Genomic DNA, 23021 nt, shown 5'->3' on the forward strand with positions numbered 1-23021 from the left:
GGTCCACCGTGAGATGATCATGTGGGGCAGGGCGACGCCGCTGACGTCCATTATTGGAATGACCGCAGCTGCCGCTCGCTCAGGATGCAGCGTGCATCGCTTGAATGATCGCTCGACCGCTCAGGCGCGACGCCGCAACCTGCGTCGCTCCATCTCCGACATGCCGCCCCAGATACCGAACCGTTCATCGTTCTCCAGCGCGTACGACAGGCACTCGTCACGCACCTCGCAGGACTCGCAGATTCGTTTGGCCTCGCGAGTGGAACCACCCTTCTCGGGGAAGAACGCCTCCGGATCGGTCTGGGCGCACAGGGCGCGCTCCTGCCACGACATTTCTTCGTCGTCGCCGTCGGGCAGCGACACCAGGACATTGGTGGGCATGAAGAGATCTCCTCTGGAAAGGGGGAAGGCAGTCGCGCTGAGATCTGCTCGTTCACCAAGTTACACGACTGTCATTCATCTGTCATTCATTCCGTGACCTCGTGAGACTCCCCTGTCGGTGCCCCAATTTCTGATAAGAGCACCCCGGTCCTGATGTCAGGGCTGGCGGGAGTCATCGTGCTGAGGCCCTTGCGGATCCTGGTCTCGATACTGGGACCAGTCCAACACCTGCCCGGACATCCCCCAGGTGGAGGCCTGGGCCCCCTGTGCAGCGTCGGATGCCTTTGTCCACGAGGCTCCAGCGGCCTCATCGGTCGTCCACACCGGTGTGTTGCGCTCATCCTCCCCACTGGAGCCAGCAGGATCGTCCTGTTCCGATCCAGCAGACACCGGGCGGGGTCGTGTGTCCGCACCGCCCTGCTCACCGTGGCTGAGTGGTGATGCCGCCACGATGAGGGCAATGATCGCCAGCACCTTGACCGTCACCACCATGAGGGACCCGATGAACCCCAGGGCCACGCCAAGGGTTCGACCGGGAGCATGCACACATGCCAGAATCGCCAGGATGAGGTCGCAGCCCGCACCCACGGCGACGACGATGGCGGCGACCTTGGCGATGACCGTTGACCTGGTCACCACCGGAGCCTGCAGGCGGCACCACCACACGGCAGCCACCATGGCCAACATGATGGTCAACCCCAGTGAGCCACCGGAGGAGCGACGAGCGACTTCGAAGACGGTGTCCTCGCCCTGGATCAGCGCTCCGCAGAAATCCACCAGGAAGATGATCGTGAACCCCGTGCCAAGGGCGGTGAGCACCCAGGCCAGCGGTTCACGTACCCGCAACAACTTCTCGACAAGTGGGTTCATGCGTAGTCCCGTCCACACTCCTCGGCCACCACGGCGACGAGCTCCTTGACCCGCTGGCTGTCGGCCAGCGGAACGACGAGTGTGGCCCGATCGGTGGTCACCACGGCCATGGCATGCAGCCCAGCCACGGCGAGTACCGCGTCGGATCGGGTGTTGATGAGCAGATTCGCCTCGGAATCGATGGAAACCGTGGCCCCGGTGGCATGGTTTCCCCTGCCGTCGTCGGGAAGGTGCGGGGCAAGGGTCTCGAAGGAGCCGACGTCATACCACTGGATGGCCAGCGGTACGGCAACGACATGGCATCCGGCACGACCCGCTGAGACCGGCTCCATGACGGCGAAGTCCACCGAGATCTTCTCCATCTGAGGGTAGACCTCCTGCAGGGACTCTGGCTCGCGCACGAGCTGACCAGCCTGACGGGCAGTGGCCGGTTTGAGCTGGGAGACGACGTCGAGCAGAGTTGTGGCTCGCCAGACGAACATCCCGGAGTTCCACCAGAACTCCCCGGAGTCGAAGTAGCTGCGCGCCAGCTCCGCATTGGGTTTCTCGACGAATTCACGCACCTCGAAGGCGCGGCGATCCTCGTCAATGGGGTTGCCCCGGTGCAGATATCCGAAACCGGTGTTCGGCTCGGTGGGAATGACACCGAAGGTCACCAGGGCCGAGGGATCGGTCTCGGCGATCTCGAAGCCGTGGTTCAGGGCGGCGCGAAATCCGCTCACCGGGCGGATGATGTGGTCGGCGGTGACGGTGGCGATGACGGCGTCCGGGTCGGAGTCGGCGATGACGGCAGCCGGCCACGTCACGGCGTTGAGGGAATCCCGCCCCACGGGTTCCCCGAGGATGTTGCCGCCAGGCACCTCGGGAAGGATGTCGGAGACGACGTCGGCATAGGCCTGCCCGGTGCACACGAAGACGTTCTCGTCCGGGACGACACCGCGCACCCGTTCGAAGGCCATTCGCAACAGACTCATCCCGTCGATGAGGTCGAGCAGCTGCTTGGGTTCACCCTGGCGTGACAACGGCCACAGTCGGGTACCGGATCCACCAGCGATGATGAGGACGTAGCGCATGCCTCAAGGCTAGCGACGAATTGCGTCGATTCTCGCAACGCCGGGCCGAGCACGGCATGATGGCTGCCATGAACACCAGCATCGAGCAGTCCGGCGCCGAGGATGGCTGCGGATTCACCGGCACGAAGCTGGCTGCAGCCATTGCACGCCAGGTCCACAATCCCGACCCGTTCGTCACCTGGATTCGCGGCGATTCACGTCTTGACCTGTCGGGGAAGACACTGTGCACCTGGGTGGCCAAGACCGTGACCCTCATGACCGACGAGGGCATCGGCCGCGGGAACCGGGTGGCACTTGACGTCGTGACCCAGCATCCCGGGCACTGGATCGCACCGATCTGGTTCATGTCCAGCTGGTGGGCCGGATGGCACGTCCTGCTGGGGGACGAACCAGACGATGACCCGGTTGATGCCCTTGTCACTGGTCCGAGGCAAGACTTGGCACAGTGTCACCGGACGTCGGCAGCGCAGGTGCCTGCGTCGACGCTCGTCCAGTGCTCGCTCAAACCGTGGGGCGGTCCGTGTGACGACCTCGCACCTGCAGCCATTGACCACGCCGACTGCATGGCCATGCCGGATGCCCTGCCACCAGCAGATGCAGATCCACACCTTGTCCTGGGCGCTGCGACGCAGCCGCCAGGGGCGGACGAGCCGAGCACGCATGACACCGCCCCGATCGGTGATCGTGTCCTGCTGGCCCACCCCACTGACACACAGGTGGCATGGGTCACCGCGCGGTGTCTGGTGGGTGGGGGCTCCCTGGTGCTCATTGACTCCGTCGAGGACGACACGACATCGGCCGGCCCCACCTGTCACGACACAGCAGTACGGGAACACGCTCGAGTCATCGCCCGGTGACGCAGCCTCCCCGCTACGACTCACGGCGTTCGAGGTGCGGGGTCACTTCACTGCGCTCGAGGTGCGGGTAGCCCCACGATGAAACCGGCCCCCCAGCTCATGTGCATGACGGTGAGCACGAGCGGCAACCGTGCTCGTACCGCAGGGGTGAGGGGCTGCTTGAGCAGCAGGCTGCCGGCCGTCATGGCACCGAGGTATCCGGCTGGCACGGCAAAACCCGCCACCAGAGGACTGGGCCGCCCCTTCAGGGCCGAACGCACGATCCCAGCCACTCCCCCGATGGCCCCGACCGCGCACGCCACGACCGTCACGGGAGCAGCCAGGTATCGCAGGCTCGCCGAGTCCCGATGGGTCCGTATGACCTGACGACGCCACTGCCCGGTGTGAAAGAACTGGGTGGCAAGGGATTTCACATCCGAGCGAGGCCGATAGGTCACCTTCAGACGAGGGCTGAACCACACCTCGCGTCCGCTGTGACGCAGCCGATAGTTGAGTTCCCAGTCCTGTGCCCGGTCGAAGGTGGGGTCGAAGCCACCGACCGCCAGCAGGTCGGCCTTGCGATACACCCCCAGAAAAACAGTGTCGGCAGGGCCTTCCGGTGAGTTCTTGAGATGGAAGGAGCCGCCCCCCAGTCCGAGTCGGGACGTGTAGGCCGCAGCCACTGCCTTCTCGAAATCAGTCGTTCCCTGGGCGTCCATGATCCCCCCGACATTGGCGGCACCGGTACGCTCCAGCAACTCCACGGCGGTGGCGATGTACTCCGGCCCGAGCTCACCGTGAGCGTCGACCCGCACGATGATGTCGTACGTGCTGGCCGCCACTCCCAGGTTCATGGCCTTGGGCGTCGTGCCCTGCGGGTTCGCGATGACCCGAATCCGCTCGTCGCCGTCGACAAGCCGCTCAGCGATCCGTTCGGTGTCGTCCTCGCTGGGTGCGACGACGAGAATGATCTCCATCGGCCCCGGGTAGCCCTGACCGACGATTCCGGCGACGGAGGACGTCAGAAATCTCTGCTCGTTGCGCACAGGCACGACGACGGACACAGGCGGTGCGAAATTGGAGGCCATGTGGTTCATTGTGCCAGCTTCACCATGAATGTCCGTGGCGACGATCCGGTACAGCCAGGCACTCAGGGATCATCATGCCCGACACCGGCATCAACACTCACTGTCCTGGCGCTGCGGAGCCATGGTCCTGGCACGGGAGCCACCGTCCTGACACTGAGGCAGCAGCGCAGAACTCCGTCGCTGTGATGAGCTTTCCTGTCGGTTTTGTGCGCCTCACACGGCCGGTCACGATTCTTTTCGCGCACAGTGATGGATACGGTTGTCTGCATGCCAACACCGCGCGACAACCACTCCCACCAGGATGACATGAACTGGTTGTACGGCAGTTCGGAGAACTCCCGTACCACGGGGTCCCGCCGTGCTGGCGACGAGAATGGCGCGGGACGACACCGCAGCACGAGGCGTCCCCGGGGCGGTGAAACCCGTGGCGGCCGGTACGCGACCGATTCCCGACCCCGCACCGATGATCCGGTTCGCCGTGGCGCCACCAGACGTGACACCTCCCGTGCCGATCAGCGTCGACGACGTCGTGGCACCGACACGCGTTCTGGTGGCACCCGACCGGCGAGATCCCGGTCCCGCAGTGGGACGGCAACCGTCGCGTCACGCTCAGCCCAGTCTGCCCGATCAGCCCAGTCTGCCCACTCACCTTCGTCTCACCGCAGGAAGGCCACACCAACGCGACACAAACACTCCTTCGCCAAGAAGATCACGACCCTGCTCGTCCTGTGGATCATCTGGCTGGTCGGTGTACCGGCATACGCCCTCCTGGAGGGCCAGAAGGTTGACGCCACTGCCAGCGGGGAGCGACCCGACCCCCAACCGGGCACAGCCGTGCTCCTGGTGGGCACCGATCAGCGCGACAACCTCACCGAGAAGCAGCAGAAACAGCTGGGCACCGGCACTGCCGAGGGAACCCGCACCGACACGATGCTGCTGCTGTACCGACCCCCGAAGGGCAGGACGATCCTCGTCTCCCTACCTCGCGACTCCTACGTGCCCATTCCGGGGCACGGCCGCAACAAGCTCAACGCCGCCTACGCCATCGGTGAGGCGCCGCTGCTCACCGAGACCGTGGAACAGGTCACCGGGGTGCGTCTGGACGGCTACATGGAGATCGGTTTCGGTGGTTTCGTCAACATGGTCGACGCCGTGGGCGGGGTGGACGTCTGCCTCGACAAGCCCATGAAGGACCGCGACTCCCACACCGATCTGCCAGCCGGGTGCCAGAACCTGGACGGCATCTCGGCGCTGGGGTACGTGCGCATGCGCAAGGCTGACCCGTTGGGTGACCTCGGGCGAGTCAAACGTCAGCAGGAGGTGGCCTCGCAGGTGGCCCACAAAGCCATGTCACCGTGGACCTTCATCAATCCGGTGCGCTACTGGAAGGTTGTCAACGCCGGCGCCTCCACCGTACGTCGTGGGGAGGACACCTCGCTGGGCACGACGGTCGTCACGGCTCGCTCCCTCATGGGTCTGTCCGGGCCAGATGGGATGAAACTCACCGTCCCGGTGGCCAACGCCAACGCCCAGACCGCTGCCGGGTCATCGGTGCTGTGGGACCGGGAACGCGCCTTGCAACTCTTCGAGATGATGAAGACCGGCGACACGTCGAATGCGGACTCCTTCCGTTGAGGCGTCTACCAGTTCCGCTGAGGTGCCTGCAGAGCTGGCCCCGGACGAGGCCATTTCAGTGGACACCCCTGCTGGGACGTGGTTGCGGCTTCTCCTTGCCATACTGCGTCCACGCCCTTTGGAAACCCCCTGCTGAGGCTGGCTGCGGAGCGGTCTCACCACGAACCAGCCCCTCTCCTGAAAAAGCCTCGGCGTGGCGAGGCACGCCGAGACACGTGACGGAGACGGGGCCATGCGAGGACAGGGACACGTGACGACTGGACCAAGTGACCGGGGGCGTGGCTGGCCGAGGAGACGTAACGACTGGACCAGGTGACCGGGGGCATGGCTGACCTGGGGCACGGTTGACGCAACGCACCTCGCGCGCATCAGCCCAGCTGACCTGCCGGGCCAGCACACTGACGAGCGGATCCAGGTGGAACCCCCGTCGTGGGCCCACCCCGGACCGTGAGACTCCGGATCCCCAGATCAGAACCGGCCCCCTGAATCAGACCTTGGAGTGCGTCCGGACGATCTCGCCCTTGGCGGCAGCGCGATCACGCAGGGCCTGCTGGTAGTCGAGCATCCTGCCGATGAGCTCGTCGTCCCCGGCGGCAAGCATGCGCACCGCGAGCAGACCGGCGTTCTTCGCATTGCCGACGCCGACCGTGGCCACCGGCACCCCACCGGGCATCTGGACGATGGACAGCAGCGAGTCCATACCGTCCAGGTGGGCCAGCGGCACCGGAACCCCGATCACCGGCAGTGGGGTGAGGGCGGCCACCATGCCGGGCAGGTGGGCTGCGCCGCCGGCACCGGCGATGATGACCTCGATGCCACGAGTGTGGGCGGCACGTCCGAACTCCACCATCTCCTCGGGCATGCGGTGGGCCGAGACAACGTCGGCCTCGTAGGGCACGCCGAACTCGTCGAGCACCTCGGCGGCGGGCTGCATCGTCGGCCAGTCGGAGTCCGACCCCATGATGATGGACACTCGTGCACCGGACTTCTCGGGAGCACCAGAGCCCTCAGAGGTCAGTGGCGCGGTGTCGGGTGGAACGGTGTTGTCAGGCATTGTGGTCTCCCATCAGATATCCAGCGGCATGCCGCGCACGGCGCGCGACCTCGTCCACGTCGTCCCCCACACAGGTGACGTGGCCCACCTTGCGTCCCGGACGCACGTCCTTGCCGTAGAGCTCCACCCGCAGGCCGGGATCGCGGGCGAAGCAGTGCTGCAGGGCGCCAGTGAGGTCGTCCTCCGAACCGCCAAGCACATTGGCCATGACGACGGCGGGGGCGGTGAGCGAGGGATCGCCCAGCGGCAGGTCGAGCACGGCGCGCAGATGATTCTCGAACTGGCTCGTCGCGGCTCCGTCGATCGTCCAGTGCCCGGTGTTGTGGGGTCGCATGGCCAGCTCGTTGACGACGACCGATCCGTCGGCGCGCTCCATGAGCTCGACGGCAAGCACACCGACCACACCGAGCCGACCGGCGATGTCGAGGGCCATGGCCTGGATCTCGGCCTGTCGGGTCTCCGACATGCGCGGGGCCGGGGTGATCGTCTCCACGCAGATGCCGTCGCGCTGGATCGTCTCGCTGATCGGGTAGGCCACTCCCTGCCCCGATGGGGAGCGTACGACGATGGCCGAGAGCTCCCGGGTGAAGTCGACGAGCTCCTCGGCGATGATGCGGATGGGTTGGTGGCCGTCGGCCAGGCCACCCATCGCCTGGAACGGGGTGGCCACGTCGTCCGGCCCGTCGACCTTCCAGACTCCCTTGCCGTCGTAGCCGCCGCGAGAGGTCTTGGCGATGACCGGCCACCCGATCTTCCCGGCGAAGTCGACGAAGGCCTCGTGGGAGTCACAGACCTGCCAGCGCGGGTTGGGGAACCCGGCACGCTCCATGAACTGGCGCATGACCGCCTTGTCCTGGGCGTGCACCTGGGCATCGGCACCGGGACGCACCGCCACCCCGGTCGCCTCCATGCGGCGCACCAGTTCGGTGGGCACGTGCTCGTGGTCGAACGTCACGGCGTCGCAGTCCTTGGCGAAGGCCAGCACCGCCTCCTCGTCCAGGTGTGATCCGACGACGACGTCGTTCATCACCTGGGCCGCGGACTCCTGCGGCGAGGTCGCCAGCAGTCTCGTACGAATGCCCAGCCTGATGGACGCCTGATGCATCATGCGGGCCAGCTGCCCGCCCCCGACAATCCCTATGGTGTACGTCACACATGCCATCGTAGTGCCCATGGGCTCGGGGGACGCCCAACACTGCTTCATGGGCCCAAGAGCACTGACTGATGCCCGTGAGCTCACGAGATGACCAACACCACCTCGCCGACCGCACTGGCGGCTCGGTAATGCCCCGTGAGCTCAGGGGACGCCCGGTGGCCAGACCTCACCCCCAAGCGATGCGTGGGCAATGTCCACAAGCTCAAGGAGGGCGATCGGTGCCGGCCGGGTTTTCGGCGGCACCACGCCGTAGTGCCCATGGGCTCAAGGGGTGTCTCACCGGGGCTGGAAACCGCTGCAAAATCTGCCGTCTGCGTTCATCTGCCGACCCCAGCCCGCTGCAGAACCAGCCACCCGCGTCCGTCTGTGACCCATGATCAACCGTAGAATCTGCTCCTGCGTCCACCTGCCGACCATGATCCGCTGCAGAACCTGCCACCTCCGTCCATCTGCCGACCACGGCCCGGTTCCGGGAGCGGAATGGTTCGCACCAGACAAGAGACACAGCAAACTGGGGTCACAGCAGACGGGGTGCGAGCTCCTCCCGGTAGATGCCCGAGGAAGCAGGTTCCTGGGTGGTGGCGATACGCCCCACCGTGGCCTCCTCACGTTCGGCGACCACCTCGGCGAACTCGCCGTCGGTGAACCGCACGGCAGCGCCGTCGTCAACGGCGTACCCGGCAGGCAGCACGCCCGAGGCCACGGCTTGGGCATAGACCTCCGCACGATTCTCCTTGCGGTCGAAGTGCGGACAGAATGACCCGTCGAGAAGTCCCAGCCCGCCGCGCCAAGCCCGAATCGGCCCGAAGGCGTCGGTGACGCACCCTTGGAACCAGCACGATGCGCCAGCCGACACCCCGCCCAGGACGAGATCCTCGCCCTTGCCGATCTTGTGACGCAGGGCGACGTCCACCCCGTGGGTGTGCCACAGGGCGACGAGGTTGGCGACCGATCCGGCTCCCACGACCACGACGTCGGCCTCGGCCAATCGCTCCACCGACTCATTGGCCCCCTGCCACAGGGTGAGCACCATGGTGCGTGCCCCCAGTTCGGAATAGGCGGCGAGGAACCGGTTGACGTAGACCGGGTCGTCGGCCGAAGCCGTCGGTGCGAAACACACCAGCGGGGAGGACTTTCCGGACAGGTCGAGCAGGTGGCGGTCGATGGCGGTGGGCTCCCCGTGCCGAGACATCGAGAAACCGCCACCACCCATGGCAAGGATGTGGGTCGTCATGGCCCATAGCTTAGGCAATGACTCCGAAGGGCTGCGCCGAAAGGGCTCAGCGCCATGCTCCAAGTCCGGTGGCTGCCGAAGGTACGGCACGATCCCCGCCAGATCAGGTCTGAGCCAGCTTGGTGAGAACTCGGACCGACGCCATCCAGATCTCACCAGCCCAAACCGACTGAACCGACAACCTGATGTGGTCAATCAGGTCTGGGGGAAGATCAGCGTGGACGCAGGTGGGTGACGTCGCCGGCAGCGAACGCCTTCCTGCCCTCGGGGGTCGCCACGATGATCGCACCGGTGTCGTCCACGTCCACACCGACCCCGTCCAGAACCGTGTCCCCGCCACCGATGAGCTCGGTGTCGAAGGTGAGACGCACCCGCTGACCCACGGTGTCACAACGTTCCCGATAGGCCTGACGGACGTTCCCGGTGCGCAGCCAGTCGGTGACGTGGTCGTCCAACCGACGCAACAGAGTGGCGATGAGGAGGTTCTTGTCCTCACACAACCCGCACAGTCGTAACGACGTGGCCGTCGGCACCGGAAGTTCCGAGAAGTCCATGGAGACGTTGAGCCCGATTCCCAGGATCGCGTGGGTGCCCGCTGGGCCTTCGACGCGTTCACAGAGGATGCCACACACCTTGCCACCGTGCCCCGTGTCGCCGTTCCTGGTAGACGTGGTCCCCACGTCACCGGAGCCAGCAGTGTGCTTCGCAGCACCAGCATGCGCCGTGCCCACCGAGTCACCACATTGATGGGTACGGGGCAGGTCTTGTCTGGAACCGTCGGCGTCAACGCGGCGGTGCTCCGTGTCCTCACCCACCCCCGGGTTCAGGCTGGCACACCGGTCTGCGTCATCATGCCCAGCATCGCCACACTTTTTCCTTTTGAGAGTGGGATCATCCTGCAGGACAGGATCCCCCTGCTGAGCCATTTTCTGGGCAGAACCATCCCGCTGGATCACACTCGGCGCAGGGTTGTCAGACAGAGCAGACATGCACGTGCTGCCCTGGTCGAGGAGTACGTCATTGGGCCATTTGAGGGTGACCCGGTCGCGGGTGGCTCCGGTGACCTCCTCGATGGTCTCGACCATCGCAAGCCCGCAGATCAGGGAGAGCCAGCCCCAGTCCTCCGCGGGTCGATCCGCCGGCACCAGGACCGACATTGCCACCGCAGTGCCCGGCACGTCCTGCCACCGCCGGTCGAACCTGCCACGTCCAGAGTCCTGGTGACTCGCCACCAGCATCCGGGGCAGGGTGCCACCAACCTTGACGAACTCGGCCATGTCGGTGTTCGTCGACTCGGTGGAGTCGATGCACGTCACCCCACCTGATCCCGGGCGGGTGAACATGGTGTCGGGAGCGAGGGCCGTGATGGCTCGGGCGTCGGGAAAAGCAGTTGCAGGCACGTACCAAGGCTATGCCCGGCGTCAGGACCACGAACACCACAGCCGCTCAGATGGCGCGCAGTCACGCAACCCCGCCAGAACCACGCGGGAGTGCCCTGTACTTCTGCAGCCGGTGTGGCAATCCTGCACGGAACCGCTCCATCTGCCACGCACGGCGGCATCACACCCACTCACCAACACATGTGCCACGCGCCAGTGATGTTCCCCCCTGCCCCGCAACACCCGAGATCTGCTGACACCCAAAACCTTCCAGCGATCCTGAAAATCGTCCCGCGGCCGTCACGGACCTGACCGCCGTCCTTCCCCGCCGGCAAGAACTCGTGGCACATCTGCACCGGATCCCCAAGCTGTCATCCTCGGCAACGTTCCACACCCATACCGCGGCAATCCAGCGAGGCGTCATTGATGGCCTTCACGATTGCAACGCCCCACACTCGTACAACGAGTAATGCCCATTACGCTTCCTGCAGCCGTACTCGGCAACCTGCGCCCCGTGGCAATCCTGCGCGAAACCACCCCACCTGCCACTCCCGATGGCAACGCCCCCACTCATGAACCAGAAATCCACGGACCTGGTGATGGGCTCACTCATGCGACATGATCGCATCTCGTCGCCCCCAGGCTCACCTCACCGCGCTCAGGCCATTCGCCGCACCCGGGCCCAACATCTGGGGCCAGTCCAGGCTCAGCGCTCGGGGCCATCCGCAGGCACGATTCCGTGACCTGGCTCCCGCGCACCTTCTGACGGAGAACCGCACCCTTTCCCAGATGACGACTGATCCGCCCAGAACTCGACAATCTGGGTAGGCTCTGTGTCATGGAGATCGACATCCACACGACTGCCGGCAAGATCGCCGATCTGGGACGCCGGATCGACGAGGCCGTCAATGCCGCCCCGGCCGCAGCCATCGACAAGCAGCGGGCCAAGGGCAAGATGACCGCCCGGGAACGCGTCCTGCGCCTGCTCGACGAGGGCAGTTTCACCGAGGTGGACGAGTTCGCCCGCCACCGCTCGACCAATTTCGGGATGGAGCGGAACCGCCCCTACACCGACGGCGTCGTCACCGGAATGGGAACCATCCATGGTCGTCCGGTGTGTGTGTTCAGCCAAGACGTGACGATTTTCGGTGGATCACTGGGTGAGGTGAATGGCGAGAAGATCTGCAAGATCATCGACCTCGCCGTGAAGACCGGCTGCCCGCTCATCGGCATCAACGAAGGTGGCGGGGCGCGCATCCAGGAAGGTGTGGCCTCCCTGGCCAGATTCGGTGACATCTTCAAGCGCAACACCCGCGCCTCGGGCGTCATCCCACAGATCTCGATCATCATGGGAGCGGCGGCCGGCGGGCAGGTGTACTCCCCCGCCCTCACCGACTTCATCGTCATGGTCGACCAGAGCTCCCAGATGTTCATCACCGGCCCGGCCGTCGTCAAGGCCGTCACCGGCGAGGACGTCTCCTTGGAGGAACTGGGCGGGGCCCGCACCCACTCCCAGGTCTCGGGCAACTCGCACTATCTGGCTGCCAATGAGGATGACGCGCTGGAGTACGTGCGCGATCTGCTCACCTACCTGCCACAGAACAACCTCGAGGATCCGCCGGTCTACGACGACGATGAGGAGTCCGACCTCACGATCACCGACCACGATCGCGAGCTGGACGTCCTCATCCCGGACGAGGCGAACCGTCCCTACGACATGCACGAGGTCATCACCTCGGTGCTTGACGAGGACACCTTCCTGGCGGTGCACGAACTGTTCGCCCCCAACGTGTTGTGTGGGTTCGGCCGCATTGAGGGGCAGGCCATCGGCATCATCGCCAACCAGCCGCTGGTCAATGCCGGCACTCTGGACATCGACGCCTCGGAGAAGGCGTCACGATTCCTACGCACCTGCGACTCGTTCAACATTCCGATCCTCACCTTCGTCGACACGCCGGGATTCCTGCCGGGAGTGGGCCAGGAGCACGCCGGAATCATTCGCCGTGGGGCGAAGCTGATCTATGCCTACGCCGAGGCCACCGTGCCACTGGTGACGGTTGTCACCCGCAAGGCCTACGGCGGTGCGTACATCGTCATGGGTTCCAAGCACCTGGGTTCCGACTTCAACCTCGCCTGGCCGACCGCCCAGATCGCCGTCATGGGCGCCGATGGTGCGGTCAACATTCTGCACCGCAAGGAGTTGGCTCGCACCGAAGATCCTGAGACCCGTCGTCAGGAACTGGTTGACGAGTACGAGACGACCTTGTCGAACCCGTACCAGGCCGCTGAACGTGGCTGGGTGGATCTCGTCATCCACCCTCACGAGACTCGCGCCTCGGTCATTCGGGCGCTGCGCATGCTGCGCTCCAAGCGTGAGGCACTGCCTCCCAAGAAGCATGGGAACATTCCGCTGTGACCGCCGACGAGACGAAACCGACGATCAGCGTCTCCAAGGCACAGCTCACCGATGAGGAGCTGGGGGCCCTGGTGACGGTACTGGCAGCCGTTCTCCAACCTGCCGGCAACCCCCACGCCCCCGAGCAGAGCGTCATGGCATTCGGGTGGAAATCGTACTGGCGACCGATCCGCGAACCGTTCCTGCCCGGCCAGGCGGCATGGCGCGGATCCCTACGGCGGTACTGATGCATCAGCTCATCCTGGCATCGGGTTCCAGCGCCCGACTCACCCAGCTGCGCCTGGCAGGACTGGACCCGCGGACCATCGTCTCCGGAGTGGAGGAAAACCCTCTACCTGGTGAGACGGCGCTTGAGCTGACCTGTCGGTTGGCCCAGCTCAAGGCTCGAACCGTCGCTGACCACGTGGAGATGAACGGTCCGATGATCATCATCGGCTGTGACTCGGTGCTGCAGATGGAGGGGCGCATCCACGGCAAGCCCGGATCCATCGAGCGTGTCAAGCGATGGTGGCACCAGATGCGTCGTCAAAGCGGGATGCTGGTGACTGGCCACCACGTCATCGTGCGGGACGATCGCGGTGAGCGCAGCGCCACCCGGGCAGCCTCCACCGCACTGACGTTCGCCGACCTCACCGACGAGGAGATCGACGCCTACGCCGAGACCGGCCAAGCCACCCAGGTGGCGGGCGGAGTCATGATGGACGGGCTGGGGGCACCGTTCATCACCCGGATCGTCGGTGACCCGCACAATGTCACCGGAATCTCGCTGCCGCTACTGCGTCAGATTTTCCTCGACCTCGACGTGCCCTGGCAGAGTTTGTGGCAAGGCACCAAGGCGTGACAGGCCCGAATCACGCAGCTACGTGACTGAGCGAGGGCGCTGGGCTGGGTAACTGAGTGGTGACACTGGATGCCTGGGGGCGGCACTGGGGCTGGATGGAAGCTTTGGGACGATCGCCCCAGAGGATCCTCTGCGCCCCACGCCCGGATCGTGGCAGATCGACGTTTCCGATCGACGCTGTTCACCGGGTGAGCAACATTGCCGCGCATCGCGCCGTGGGCTAGAACTCGACCCACGGCTCTCATCTCCATGCAGGCTGGGCCACCATAGGGGGACGGCCCGGGGCATGGGGTCATGGTCGGGCACGCTGCCGTCCAAGCAGGCAGAGCGCCTTCACTTCCGAACAACCGTCGACATTGCCCTCCCCATCATGCAGGCTGGGCAGAGGGATGGTCCGGGGATAGAGAGTCATGGTCCGGCTCGCCTCATCCAGGACAGGCAGCGCCCCCACCTTCCGGACAACCGTTGGCATTGCCCCTCACCGCCATCCAGAATGGGCAGAGAGGATGGCCTGGGACGTGGATGGTCATGATCGGGCCCACCGCCATCCAGGACAGGCAGCGCCCCACCTTCCGAGCAACCGCCGACACAGCCCCTCACCACCCAGAATGAGCAGAAAGGTTCAGCCCACCGGGCCGGCAGGATGGTACAAGATCAGGTTGCTGCCCATCCTTCAGCCCACCGAGCCGGTGCGCAGGGTGAGGGCGGCCGCGTCTGCGGAGGCGGTGTAGGCCCCGGTCCAGCCTCGCCCGTGGAAGACCAGGGAGTTGTTGCCATTGGCTGCGATCGTCATTCCCATGGATGCCAGCCGGTGGGTGAGGAACTGGTAGGTCTGCTCCCCCTGACTCGGGTCTATGACAAGGGTGACGTTGTTGGGATTGTCGACGACGTGCACCGTCACCGTCTGGGTGGGCAGTTGGAAACCGTGCGGGCCGTGAGTGAGGCCGAAAGCATCCAGACCGCTCACCGGTGGCACCGAGAACGCTGACGTCGCACGCGTGCTCCCGGGCCTCGCAGCACTGGATGACGCAGACCGTGGTGACCGTTCCTCCGCGGGATTCGGGTCTGCGGGACTCGCATCACTCGGCACGGCGCGGGTGGCATCGGATTCTGGGTGTTCCGTGGTCCGGACGGTCTGACCAGCTGAAGCGGGGAGACCCTCGGTCTGTCGTGTCGCAGGAGTGGGGCCCAGCACCGCTGGTGTCGGGCCGGTAACCGCAGTGCCGGAGCATGCGGCAGGCAGGACGCACGTCAGCACCGTCACTGGTATCAGTGCGCCGATTCTCACCCCGTCAGCTCTCACCACACCGGCCACTGTACCGGGGACCGTAGGGACCGCTGTGTCGAACCGCGTCATCGCAAAAGACCCACCGCAACCTGCTCTCCGCCACCTGTCGACGACTGTCTTTTCCTCCGCCAACCGGAACCACTGTTTGGGGCCGTGGCTGGACTCCTCCGAAAGAGCACCTCGTCCATCTGCCAGCCGCATCTCCAGTCACCGGGGGCCAAGGCTGGACTCCCCACGCAAAACACCTCGCCTGTCGAGCCAGCCGCACCCCAGTCACCACCGGCTCCGAGCCCACCGCCAGCGTGGAGCACGAGATCACCATTGCCCGAGCGAGACACGGGTGAGCCCACGGTACCCGAGCAGCCGGTGGCAATGCCCTCACCCCAACCTGCGAAACGGGCCTCATCTCAACTCTGTGGCAACGGCTCTCGCAGTATCGGGCAGCTCATGCATCGTGGGCCGCCACGGCCCGACCCCAACTCCGAACCGGGGATGGTGAGCACGTCGACGCCAGCAGCTTCCAGACGACGGTTGGTCTCGACATTGCGGTTGTAGGCGACGACCACTCGCGGGGCCAGCGCCAGCGTGTTGTTTCCGTCGTCCCACTGCTCACGCTCGGCAGTGACCGGGTCCAGGCCGGTGTCGATGACCCGCAGCCGATCAATCCCCATCGCCTCGGCAGCAGCGACGAGGAATGGTTGGGGCGATCCCACCACGATCTCGTCCCCGTCAGCCGTCATGGGCAGGGCCTGCAACTCATCGGCGACCTGGGGATACATGACGACGGCATCGGTGTCGACCATGGTGCACACGGTGTCAAGGTGCATGGTGGCTCGTTGTTGATGTATCGGTACGGCAAGCACGGTGTGAGCGGCACCAAGCTTGAGGGCAGTGCGCGCAATGCGTTCGGCACCTGCTGAGGAGGTACGCTCCCCCACCCCCACGGCCATGACGCCCGGTGCAAGATGCATGACGTCGCCACCCTCGAGATTCTCGTCACGCCAGCCGTGGGCATGCTGCGTCCCAGCGAATCGTGGATGGAAGGTGTAGATGAGTTCGGTGAGTTGGGTCTCGCGGCGGCGAGCCGGCATCGTCAGTGAGGTGACGGCTGGATACTCACCGATCCAGACACTGGAATCCCTGGTGAACAACAGATTGGGCAGTGGGTCGACGACGAAGTCCTCATCGTTGAGCAATGACGTCACCAAGCACGTCGGCAGGGTGAGATCGAGCTTGGCGAAATCATGTGCCGACACACCCGACATGAGCACCGAGGCCAGATCATGGCTGGACAGCTCCGCAGCTCGCTGCCGCAGGTAGCGACGCAGGGTGTCGCCGTAGCGCAGATCTCCGAAGGTGTCGTCGACGGCCCTGGTCCGAGCCTCGGGAAGTTCCAGGGTCTGTTCGAGAAGTTCGTGGAGTAGCAGCACCTCGACGCCACGATCACGCAGCATCTGTGCGAAGAGGTCATGGTCCCGTTGAGCCTGGTCCACCCAGGGCAATCCGTCGAAGAGGAGGCTGTCGGAATTGCGCGGGGTGAGCCGGCGCAGTTCGTCACCCGGTCGGTGCAGTAGTACTGTCCGCAGCCGGCCGACTTCGGAGCGAACCTCATACCTGTGGTCTGTCATGACGCCATCCTTGCCGAGATGAATGTGATGTCACTGTATTGGTTTTCGGTGCGCTCCGAGCTCATCCGGCAGTTTTCCACAAGCTTTCCCTGATCCTGTTGCCTTGTGGAAAACTCTGGTCCGGCCACCTGAGTCACCTATCGTGGCCCCATGACACAGCAACGCAGATCAGTCCTCGTCACCGGTGGCTCCCGCGGGATCGGCCACGCCGTTGCCAAGGAACTCAGCAAGGACCATCACGTCCTCGTCGGAGGGACGCACCCCGACTCCGTCAACGCGGTCGTGGGGCAGCTGGACGACGCCGAACCCTTCATAGCCGACCTCACCGACGCACAGGCGGTCGCCGAGGCGGTGGCCGCCGTGGACCGACTCGACGCCGTGGTCCACAGCGCCGGGACGTACGGCTCGGGAAACACCCTCGCCCAGACCCCACGTTCCGAGTGGCGTGACGTGCTGGAACTCAACGTCGTGGCAGTGGCAGACCTCACGGCCCAACTGCTGCCCCTGCTGCGCGACAGCCACGGTCAGATCGTCATGATCAACTCTGGTTCCGGACTGCACCGTCCGGGGCCACGGACCGGGGTCTACGCAACGTCGAAGTACGCACTGCGCGCCCTCACCGACGCTCTGCGTGAGGAGGAACGCGGGGCAGTTCGGGTCACCACCGTCTACCCGGGGCGTGTCAACACCGACATGCAGGTGAACCGGCAGCATCAAATGGGCCGTGAGTACGACCCGGACGAGCACCTGCGCCCGGAATCGATCGCCGCAGCGGTGCGAATGGCCCTGGAGGCCAGCTCCGAAGCCATGGTGGAGGACGTCTCAGTACGGCCGGTCGTCAAGTAGGCCCGAGCTCAACAGGTCTGAAGGCTCAACGAGTGTGCCGGTGGGACGCTCAGCGCACGTCGAACGCCCCACACAGCCACCACGACCTCTGGATCATCGCTGTCCGATACAACTGAACAGCGGAATTGACGCCACGTGACGGCTCAGCCGGTGTAGCAGCCCTGGTAGGCGTAGTCGAAGGGAGCCTTGCCATGCATCCGGTTCTCGATCGCCGAGACGACGACCTGCTTTGCGGTACGACATGCCTGCAGCGGCTCGGCCCCCTTGGCCAGCTCAGCAGTGATGGCGGCAGCCAGAGTGCAGCCGGCCCCGGAGACCCGTTCACTGCCAACCGCGGGAACCTCGAGCACCTCCATCGTCTGACCGTCGTAGAAGACGTCCAGGGCAGTACCGGTTCCCAGCAACGTACCGGCCTTGGCCAGGACCGCCGGAACCCCGTGATCATGGATACGGCGAGCTGCGTCCTTGAGCTGGTCAACCGTGGTGATCTCGTCCACCCCGGCGAGCACCTGGGTCTCGAAGAGGTTGGGGGTGACGAGGTCGGCGAGCGGCAGTACCTGCTCGCGCAGGGCGTTGTCGGTGTCGAGGGCCGCTCCGGGCTCCTGACCCTTGCAGATGAGCACCGGGTCGAGGACCACCTGGGGGAACTGATAGGTCTTGAGCGCATCGGCGACGGCACCAATGGTGGTCGGGGTGCCCAGCATGCCGATCTTCACGGCGTCGATCTGGGAGTGCACCCCCACCGAGGCCTCGATCTGGTCGTGAATCACCTGCGGGTCGATCTGCACGAAACGGTGCCCGAAGTCATTGGCCGGGTCGAACGAGACGATGCACGTCAACGCGGTGCACCCGTAGACACCCAGCTGGTGGAAGGTCTTGATGTCGGTCTGGGCACCGGCGCCACCGGTGGCCTCCGACCCTGCAATGGCAAGCGCAATTTTCGTCACCCACCCATTGTGGCCCCAATTCGCACGGATGTCAGTCAGGTCAGCGCAACCTCCGGCTTGGCGAAGTCCTGGATTTCGTCTGGGGTCCCAATTCGCACGGATGTCAGCGGGTCAGTGCAACAGCCCAAGGACAGCGCCCCGGGGCGGGGCCAACGCCAGTTCGACTGCCGCTCGATGTCGCACACTGAGCGTTGGAAGCTCGTCGATGTCGAACCAGCGCACCTGGCTCGACTCGTCGTCTCCCACCCGTGCCTGCCCGTCGACCCAACGACAGGAGAACACATGGTTGAGGAACTGACACTGGTCCCCGTTGGGATAGGTGAGGGGATCGTCAACGTCCACGGCCAGGTACCGATCGACGACGACGTGCACCTGGGCCTCCTCCAAGGATTCCCGCACGATGGTGTGATCCGGCCGCTCCCCCGGCTCGACGATGCCGCACACCGGCGTCCATGCCCCCGAATCGGCCCGCTGCACCAGCAGGATCTGCAGCGACGTGCTCCCCCGCTCCTCATGCCCGGCCCGTACAACTCCTGGCTGCACAACTCCTGGCTGAGCGGCCTGGCGCGGGTCATTCGGCACTGAGCGGTCTGGCTCGTCCGACATGACGCATCCCGAAACCCCCGAACTGCTGCCTCCGTCATCCGATGAGACGCGATCCAGAGCGTTTCCCCCAATGTGGGCCGGGCCGCTCCCCTCGTACGACTCGTCCTGCACGTCGCGCCAGATCACTCCGGTCGCACCGATCAGCCACAGCGGGCGATGTCCGATCTGCTGGCGAAGGTCAAGGATGAACTGCGGCGTGGGCACGGTCTCACTTTAAGACAGCTCGTCGCCCCCGCCTGGATATTGCCAATACACTGGGGGCACAACCTCACTGCTCAAGGAATGGGAGGATCTGGTGACGAAAGTCATTCGACGCGTCCTCATCGCGAACCGTGGCGAGATCGCCGTGCGAATCATCCGCGCCGCACGTGACGCCGGGAAGACCAGCATCGCCGTCTATGCCGACTCCGATGCCGACAATCTCTTCGTGAAGCTGGCCGACGAGGCCTACGCCCTCAACGGCACCACTCCGGCCCAGACGTACCTTGACGTCGACAAGATCCTCACCGTGGCCAAGCAGGCCGAGGTGGACGCCATCCATCCCGGCTACGGGTTCCTCTCCGAGAACGCCGACTTCGCACAAGCCGTCATCGATGCGGGTCTCATCTGGATCGGGCCGCCACCCGAGGCGATCCGCAAACTCGGTGACAAGGTCCAAGCCCGACACATCGCCCAGAAGGTCGGGGCACCACTGGTCCCCGGCACCGCCGACCCGGTGGACAGCGCCGACGAGGTCGTCGAGTTCGCTCGCACACACGGCCTGCCCATCGCCATCAAGGCAGCCTTCGGCGGCGGCGGACGTGGCCTCAAGGTGGCCCGCGAGATGGACGAGGTGGCCGATCTCTACGAGTCGGCGGTGCGCGAGGCCGTGACCGCGTTCGGACGCGGCGAATGCTTCGTGGAGCGCTACTTGGATCGTCCTCGTCACGTGGAGACCCAGTGCCTCGCCGACCAGTACGGCACCGTGCAGATCATCTCGACCCGGGACTGCTCCCTGCAGCGTCGCCACCAGAAACTCGTCGAGGAGGCACCGGCGCCATTCCTCAGCCAGGAGCAGCAGGAACGTCTCTACCAGTCCTCCAAGGACATCCTCAAGGAGGCCGGATACGTCGGGGCCGGCACCTGCGAGTTCCTCGTCGGCCAGGACGGCGTCATCAGTTTCCTGGAGGTCAACACCCGTCTGCAGGTGGAGCACCCGGTCTCCGAGGAGGTCTCCGGGGTGGACCTCGTCCAGGAGATGTTCCGGGTCGCCGAGGGCGAGCGCCTGAAAGATCACGACCCAGCGCTTCGTGGGCACTCCTTCGAGTTTCGCGTCAACGCCGAGGATCCCGGACGCGGCTTCATGCCCGGCCCCGGCACCCTCACCGTGTGGCGTCCACCGACCGGCCCCGGAGTGCGTGTTGACGAGGGGTACCACTCCGGCATGACGGTTCCGGGGGCCTTCGACTCGCTCATCGGCAAGCTCATCATCACCGGTGCCACCCGCAAGCAGGCCCTGCAGCGGGCCCGGCGTGCCCTGGACGAGATGGAGATCGAGGGGATGCCCAGCGTCATCCCATTCGCTCGCGTGGTCGTGCGCGATCCCGCCTTCACTGCCGAGGACGGTCATTTCGGCGTCTTCACCGACTGGATCGAGTCGGAGTTCTCCGGCGAGATCGAGCCCTACGTGGGTGAGCTCGGCAATCCCGAGGAGACCGAACCGCCGCGCGACGTCGTCGTCGAGGTCAACGGCAAGCGCGTCGAGGTGCGGATTCCTGCCTCCCTGCAGGCTCCCCGGCCCGGGGCGACAAGTCGCTCCAAGCGGCCCACCCGCCGTTCGCGTGGCGACCACCGGCCGGCGCCTCCCTCGGGCAACACCCTGGCCAGCCCCATGCAGGGCACCATCGTCAAGGTGGGTGTCGTGGAGGGCGAGCAGGTGAACGAGGGTGACCAGGTTGCCGTGCTGGAGGCCATGAAGATGGAGCAGCCGCTGGTGGCGCATCGCTCTGGTGTGGTGCGCAACCTCATTGCCGAGCCCGGCGCCACGGTCGCTTCGGGTGAGGTCATCTGCGAAATCGTCGACGCCGACTGATCCTTGTCACCCGCGATGCTCACAGGCATATTGGACGTCATGATCATCTCGCTCGGTCCGGCGTTGCTCCTCGTCCTCTTCGTGGTCGGGATGGTGACGACCTTCGCTGCTCTGGCACGCTCCCAGCGTCAGGCTCGCGAGATCGAACGGCAGAACGTCAGGCAGCGTGAGCTGCAGATCGGTCGAATCCGTCGCGCCACCGAGGACGACGTCACCGAGTTCGGGGAGGAACTGCGCCGCCTGGACGCCGATCTGCCGGTTGATGACCTCAGCTCCGAGGCCACATCGGACTGGTCACATGCCTTGGACTGCTACGACCGGGCCAAGGACCTCCTGTCGCAGGATCATTCCACCCAGGTCGTTCCACTGGTCACCGAGGCCCTGCAGGAGGGCCGGCACGCCGTCATGTGTGTACGTGCCCGTGCTGCCGGCGACCCGGTACCTCAACTTCGGCCACCGTGCTTCTTCGATCCCTCCCACGGCCCATCGGTACGTGACGTCATGTGGACCCCGGACGGCGGAGCCGCCCGGGCAGTTCCAGCCTGCGCAGCCGATGCCAGCCGGATCGAGCAGGGGCAGGCCCCGTGGATCCGCACCGTGGCGCTCAATGGCAACCAGGTGCCCTACTGGCAGGACGAGGACTACAGCATGTGGGCCAAGGGCTATTTCCACCAGTTCCGCGACAGCACTGCCGGAGGCATCGCCATGGGAGCGCTGGGCCTGGGGATCCTGGGAGCGATCTTCAACTCCTTCGACGACTGAGCACCGCCCGGCACCGCCTCGACCACAGATGACCCGTCCCACCCATGACCCCCAGCACCCAATGGAGTATCCCCATGCATCATGACTTCTCCGACCCGACGGCGACGGCCGAGCTGGCCGCACGGACCATTCGGGAGCGTCTCGGTATCGACAGAGCAGACATCGGTCTGGTCCTGGGTTCTGGCTGGTCCGCCGGCGCCGACCACCTCGGTGAGATCATCGGTTCACTGCCGCTGGCCGAAATTCCCGGGTTCAGCGCCCCAGTCGTCACCGGTCATGGCGGTGATCTGCTGGCCATCCGGGTGTCGACCGGCAGGATCGCCGTCGTCCTCACTGGCCGCACCCATCTCTACGAGGGGCGTGGGGTGGAGCCGGTCGTGCACGGGGTGCGCACCGTCGCTGCGCTGGGCGCGGGAACCATGGTGCTCACCAACGGCTGTGGTGGGCTCAACCCGAGTTGGGAGCCCGGAACCGTCGTCGCCATCCGCGACCACATCAACCTCACCGGCACCACGCCCCTGCGCGGTGCCACCTTCATCGACATGACGACGACGTGGACCCCCGAACTCGTGCAGAAGGTGCAGCAGATCGACACGTCGATCCCCACCGGCGTCTACGCCCAGTTCCACGGCCCCAACTACGAGACTCCCGCCGAGGTGCGGATGGCAGGGATCATCGGAGCCGATCTCGTCGGTATGTCCACGGCCCTGGAGGCCATTGCTGCTCGTGAGGCCGGTCTGGACCTGCTGGGACTGTCCCTGGTGACGAACCTGGCTGCCGGGGTGAGCCCAGAGCCACTGGATCACGCCGAGGTCGTCGCCGCCGGACGAGCCGCTGCCCCACGGCTGGCCACGCTGCTGTCGCGCATCGTGGTCGAACTGTGACCCGCCCCACCTCATGAACTTCGCGA

Annotated in this window: 20 protein-coding genes and 2 pseudogenes; 9 read left to right on the plus strand and 13 right to left on the minus strand. The window is 65.5% G+C overall.

Going from position 1 to position 23021, the window contains the following annotated elements:
* Window positions 1–120: 120 nt before the first annotated feature.
* The 3 genes from ACP8JZ_RS06165 to ACP8JZ_RS06175 all read right to left on the minus strand — a co-directional run bounded on the left by ACP8JZ_RS06165 (window position 121) and on the right by ACP8JZ_RS06175 (window position 2324).
* A complete protein-coding gene (locus tag ACP8JZ_RS06165; protein ID WP_197691390.1) occupies window positions 121–333 on the minus strand; it encodes a WhiB family transcriptional regulator in 213 nt (70 codons plus the stop codon).
* A 204-nt stretch (window positions 334–537) separates the two neighbouring features.
* Window positions 538–1251, minus strand: a complete 714-nt coding sequence (locus ACP8JZ_RS06170) for a hypothetical protein (protein WP_484482255.1) — start codon at window positions 1249–1251, stop codon at window positions 538–540.
* Entirely contained in the window at window positions 1248–2324 is a 1077-nt protein-coding gene (locus tag ACP8JZ_RS06175) for a mannose-1-phosphate guanylyltransferase (RefSeq protein ID WP_484482256.1), read from the minus strand. Before ACP8JZ_RS06175 ends, ACP8JZ_RS06170 begins: the two co-directional genes overlap by 4 nt.
* Before the next feature lie 68 nt (window positions 2325–2392).
* Between ACP8JZ_RS06175 and ACP8JZ_RS06180 the strand changes: the two genes are divergently transcribed.
* Window positions 2393–3181 carry a TIGR03089 family protein gene (locus tag ACP8JZ_RS06180; RefSeq protein WP_484482257.1) on the plus strand — a complete coding sequence of 263 codons (789 nt, stop codon included), beginning with the start codon at window positions 2393–2395 and terminating at the stop codon, window positions 3179–3181.
* 47 nt (window positions 3182–3228) lie between these two features.
* Here the strand turns inward: ACP8JZ_RS06180 and ACP8JZ_RS06185 are convergent, their stop codons facing one another.
* Complete coding sequence (locus ACP8JZ_RS06185; RefSeq protein WP_484482258.1) at window positions 3229–4248, minus strand: glycosyltransferase family 2 protein; 1020 nt, start codon at window positions 4246–4248, stop codon at window positions 3229–3231.
* 267 nt (window positions 4249–4515) lie between these two features.
* Here ACP8JZ_RS06185 and ACP8JZ_RS06190 point away from each other — a divergent pair, with 267 nt between their 5' ends.
* Window positions 4516–5883: an LCP family protein gene (locus tag ACP8JZ_RS06190; protein ID WP_484482259.1), complete on the plus strand. Its 1368-nt coding sequence runs from the start codon at window positions 4516–4518 to the stop codon at window positions 5881–5883.
* 487 nt (window positions 5884–6370) lie between these two features.
* Here the strand turns inward: ACP8JZ_RS06190 and purE are convergent, their stop codons facing one another.
* From purE to ACP8JZ_RS06215, 5 genes and pseudogenes are all read right to left on the minus strand, one after another.
* On the minus strand, window positions 6371–6937 hold the full coding sequence (gene purE / locus ACP8JZ_RS06195; RefSeq protein ID WP_286318828.1) for a 5-(carboxyamino)imidazole ribonucleotide mutase: 567 nt from the start codon (window positions 6935–6937) through the stop codon (window positions 6371–6373).
* On the minus strand, window positions 6930–8141 hold the full coding sequence (locus tag ACP8JZ_RS06200; protein ID WP_484482260.1) for a 5-(carboxyamino)imidazole ribonucleotide synthase: 1212 nt from the start codon (window positions 8139–8141) through the stop codon (window positions 6930–6932). Before ACP8JZ_RS06200 ends, purE begins: the two co-directional genes overlap by 8 nt.
* Window positions 8142–8610: 469 nt before the next feature.
* A complete protein-coding gene (locus ACP8JZ_RS06205) occupies window positions 8611–9327 on the minus strand; it encodes a Type 1 glutamine amidotransferase-like domain-containing protein (protein WP_021104390.1) in 717 nt (238 codons plus the stop codon).
* Between the two features lie 212 nt (window positions 9328–9539).
* Window positions 9540–9980, minus strand: a pseudogene (locus tag ACP8JZ_RS06210) (biotin--[acetyl-CoA-carboxylase] ligase); the annotation flags it as partial.
* 348 nt (window positions 9981–10328) lie between these two features.
* A pseudogene (locus tag ACP8JZ_RS06215) lies at window positions 10329–10727 on the minus strand (biotin--[acetyl-CoA-carboxylase] ligase); the annotation flags it as partial.
* 817 nt (window positions 10728–11544) lie between these two features.
* Between ACP8JZ_RS06215 and ACP8JZ_RS06220 the strand changes: the two are divergent.
* The 3 genes from ACP8JZ_RS06220 to ACP8JZ_RS06230 are packed head-to-tail and all read left to right on the plus strand — an operon-like array spanning window position 11545 to window position 13963.
* On the plus strand, window positions 11545–13122 hold the full coding sequence (locus ACP8JZ_RS06220) for an acyl-CoA carboxylase subunit beta (protein ID WP_306516779.1): 1578 nt from the start codon (window positions 11545–11547) through the stop codon (window positions 13120–13122).
* Window positions 13119–13349 carry an acyl-CoA carboxylase subunit epsilon gene (locus ACP8JZ_RS06225; RefSeq protein ID WP_277101236.1) on the plus strand — a complete coding sequence of 77 codons (231 nt, stop codon included), beginning with the start codon at window positions 13119–13121 and terminating at the stop codon, window positions 13347–13349. The genes ACP8JZ_RS06220 and ACP8JZ_RS06225 overlap by 4 nt, the downstream gene beginning before the upstream one ends.
* On the plus strand, window positions 13349–13963 hold the full coding sequence (locus tag ACP8JZ_RS06230) for a Maf family protein (protein WP_306516780.1): 615 nt from the start codon (window positions 13349–13351) through the stop codon (window positions 13961–13963). Before ACP8JZ_RS06225 ends, ACP8JZ_RS06230 begins: the two co-directional genes overlap by 1 nt.
* Before the next feature lie 673 nt (window positions 13964–14636).
* Here ACP8JZ_RS06230 and ACP8JZ_RS06235 read toward each other — a convergent pair.
* Both ACP8JZ_RS06235 and ACP8JZ_RS06240 read right to left on the minus strand, forming a co-directional pair.
* On the minus strand, window positions 14637–14930 hold the full coding sequence (locus tag ACP8JZ_RS06235) for a hypothetical protein (RefSeq protein ID WP_306516781.1): 294 nt from the start codon (window positions 14928–14930) through the stop codon (window positions 14637–14639).
* Between the two features lie 728 nt (window positions 14931–15658).
* Window positions 15659–16879, minus strand: coding sequence for an arginine deiminase (locus tag ACP8JZ_RS06240; RefSeq protein ID WP_484482261.1), 1221 nt, complete (start codon window positions 16877–16879; stop codon window positions 15659–15661).
* Between the two features lie 150 nt (window positions 16880–17029).
* Here ACP8JZ_RS06240 and ACP8JZ_RS06245 point away from each other — a divergent pair, with 150 nt between their 5' ends.
* Entirely contained in the window at window positions 17030–17725 is a 696-nt protein-coding gene (locus ACP8JZ_RS06245; RefSeq protein WP_484482262.1) for an SDR family oxidoreductase, read from the plus strand.
* A gap of 143 nt (window positions 17726–17868) precedes the next feature.
* Here the strand turns inward: ACP8JZ_RS06245 and ACP8JZ_RS06250 are convergent, their stop codons facing one another.
* A complete protein-coding gene (locus tag ACP8JZ_RS06250; protein ID WP_021104379.1) occupies window positions 17869–18672 on the minus strand; it encodes a hydroxymethylpyrimidine/phosphomethylpyrimidine kinase in 804 nt (267 codons plus the stop codon).
* A 111-nt stretch (window positions 18673–18783) separates the two neighbouring features.
* Complete coding sequence (locus ACP8JZ_RS06255; protein ID WP_484482263.1) at window positions 18784–19482, minus strand: NUDIX hydrolase; 699 nt, start codon at window positions 19480–19482, stop codon at window positions 18784–18786.
* A 91-nt stretch (window positions 19483–19573) separates the two neighbouring features.
* Here ACP8JZ_RS06255 and ACP8JZ_RS06260 point away from each other — a divergent pair, with 91 nt between their 5' ends.
* From ACP8JZ_RS06260 to ACP8JZ_RS06270, 3 genes are all read left to right on the plus strand, one after another.
* Window positions 19574–21349 (plus strand): acetyl-CoA carboxylase biotin carboxylase subunit, encoded by a 1776-nt coding sequence (locus ACP8JZ_RS06260; protein WP_484482264.1) that lies wholly within the window; start codon window positions 19574–19576, stop codon window positions 21347–21349.
* Window positions 21350–21388: 39 nt separating this feature from the next.
* Window positions 21389–22111: a hypothetical protein gene (locus ACP8JZ_RS06265; RefSeq protein WP_036902710.1), complete on the plus strand. Its 723-nt coding sequence runs from the start codon at window positions 21389–21391 to the stop codon at window positions 22109–22111.
* Between the two features lie 74 nt (window positions 22112–22185).
* A complete protein-coding gene (locus tag ACP8JZ_RS06270; protein WP_323457272.1) occupies window positions 22186–22995 on the plus strand; it encodes a purine-nucleoside phosphorylase in 810 nt (269 codons plus the stop codon).
* Window positions 22996–23021 lie beyond the last annotated feature (26 nt).

This window comes from Cutibacterium sp. LaCa_286 (genome assembly GCF_057198075.1).

Excerpts from the sequence above, each read along its gene's own strand:
- ACP8JZ_RS06165 (WP_197691390.1), bottom strand. The coding sequence starts at position 333 with ATGTCGTGGCAGGAGCGCGCCCTGTGCGCCCAGACCGATCCGGAGGCG.
- ACP8JZ_RS06170 (WP_484482255.1), bottom strand. The coding sequence starts at position 1,251 with ATGAACCCACTTGTCGAGAAGTTGTTGCGGGTACGTGAACCGCTGGCC.
- ACP8JZ_RS06175 (WP_484482256.1), bottom strand. The coding sequence starts at position 2,324 with ATGCGCTACGTCCTCATCATCGCTGGTGGATCCGGTACCCGACTGTGG.
- ACP8JZ_RS06180 (WP_484482257.1), top strand. The coding sequence starts at position 2,393 with ATGAACACCAGCATCGAGCAGTCCGGCGCCGAGGATGGCTGCGGATTC.
- ACP8JZ_RS06185 (WP_484482258.1), bottom strand. The coding sequence starts at position 4,248 with ATGGCCTCCAATTTCGCACCGCCTGTGTCCGTCGTCGTGCCTGTGCGC.
- ACP8JZ_RS06190 (WP_484482259.1), top strand. The coding sequence starts at position 4,516 with ATGCCAACACCGCGCGACAACCACTCCCACCAGGATGACATGAACTGG.
- purE (WP_286318828.1), bottom strand. The coding sequence starts at position 6,937 with ATGCCTGACAACACCGTTCCACCCGACACCGCGCCACTGACCTCTGAG.
- ACP8JZ_RS06200 (WP_484482260.1), bottom strand. The coding sequence starts at position 8,141 with ATGAAGCAGTGTTGGGCGTCCCCCGAGCCCATGGGCACTACGATGGCA.
- ACP8JZ_RS06205 (WP_021104390.1), bottom strand. The coding sequence starts at position 9,327 with ATGACGACCCACATCCTTGCCATGGGTGGTGGCGGTTTCTCGATGTCT.
- ACP8JZ_RS06220 (WP_306516779.1), top strand. The coding sequence starts at position 11,545 with ATGGAGATCGACATCCACACGACTGCCGGCAAGATCGCCGATCTGGGA.
- ACP8JZ_RS06230 (WP_306516780.1), top strand. The coding sequence starts at position 13,349 with ATGCATCAGCTCATCCTGGCATCGGGTTCCAGCGCCCGACTCACCCAG.
- ACP8JZ_RS06240 (WP_484482261.1), bottom strand. The coding sequence starts at position 16,879 with ATGACAGACCACAGGTATGAGGTTCGCTCCGAAGTCGGCCGGCTGCGG.
- ACP8JZ_RS06245 (WP_484482262.1), top strand. The coding sequence starts at position 17,030 with ATGACACAGCAACGCAGATCAGTCCTCGTCACCGGTGGCTCCCGCGGG.
- ACP8JZ_RS06265 (WP_036902710.1), top strand. The coding sequence starts at position 21,389 with ATGATCATCTCGCTCGGTCCGGCGTTGCTCCTCGTCCTCTTCGTGGTC.
- ACP8JZ_RS06270 (WP_323457272.1), top strand. The coding sequence starts at position 22,186 with ATGCATCATGACTTCTCCGACCCGACGGCGACGGCCGAGCTGGCCGCA.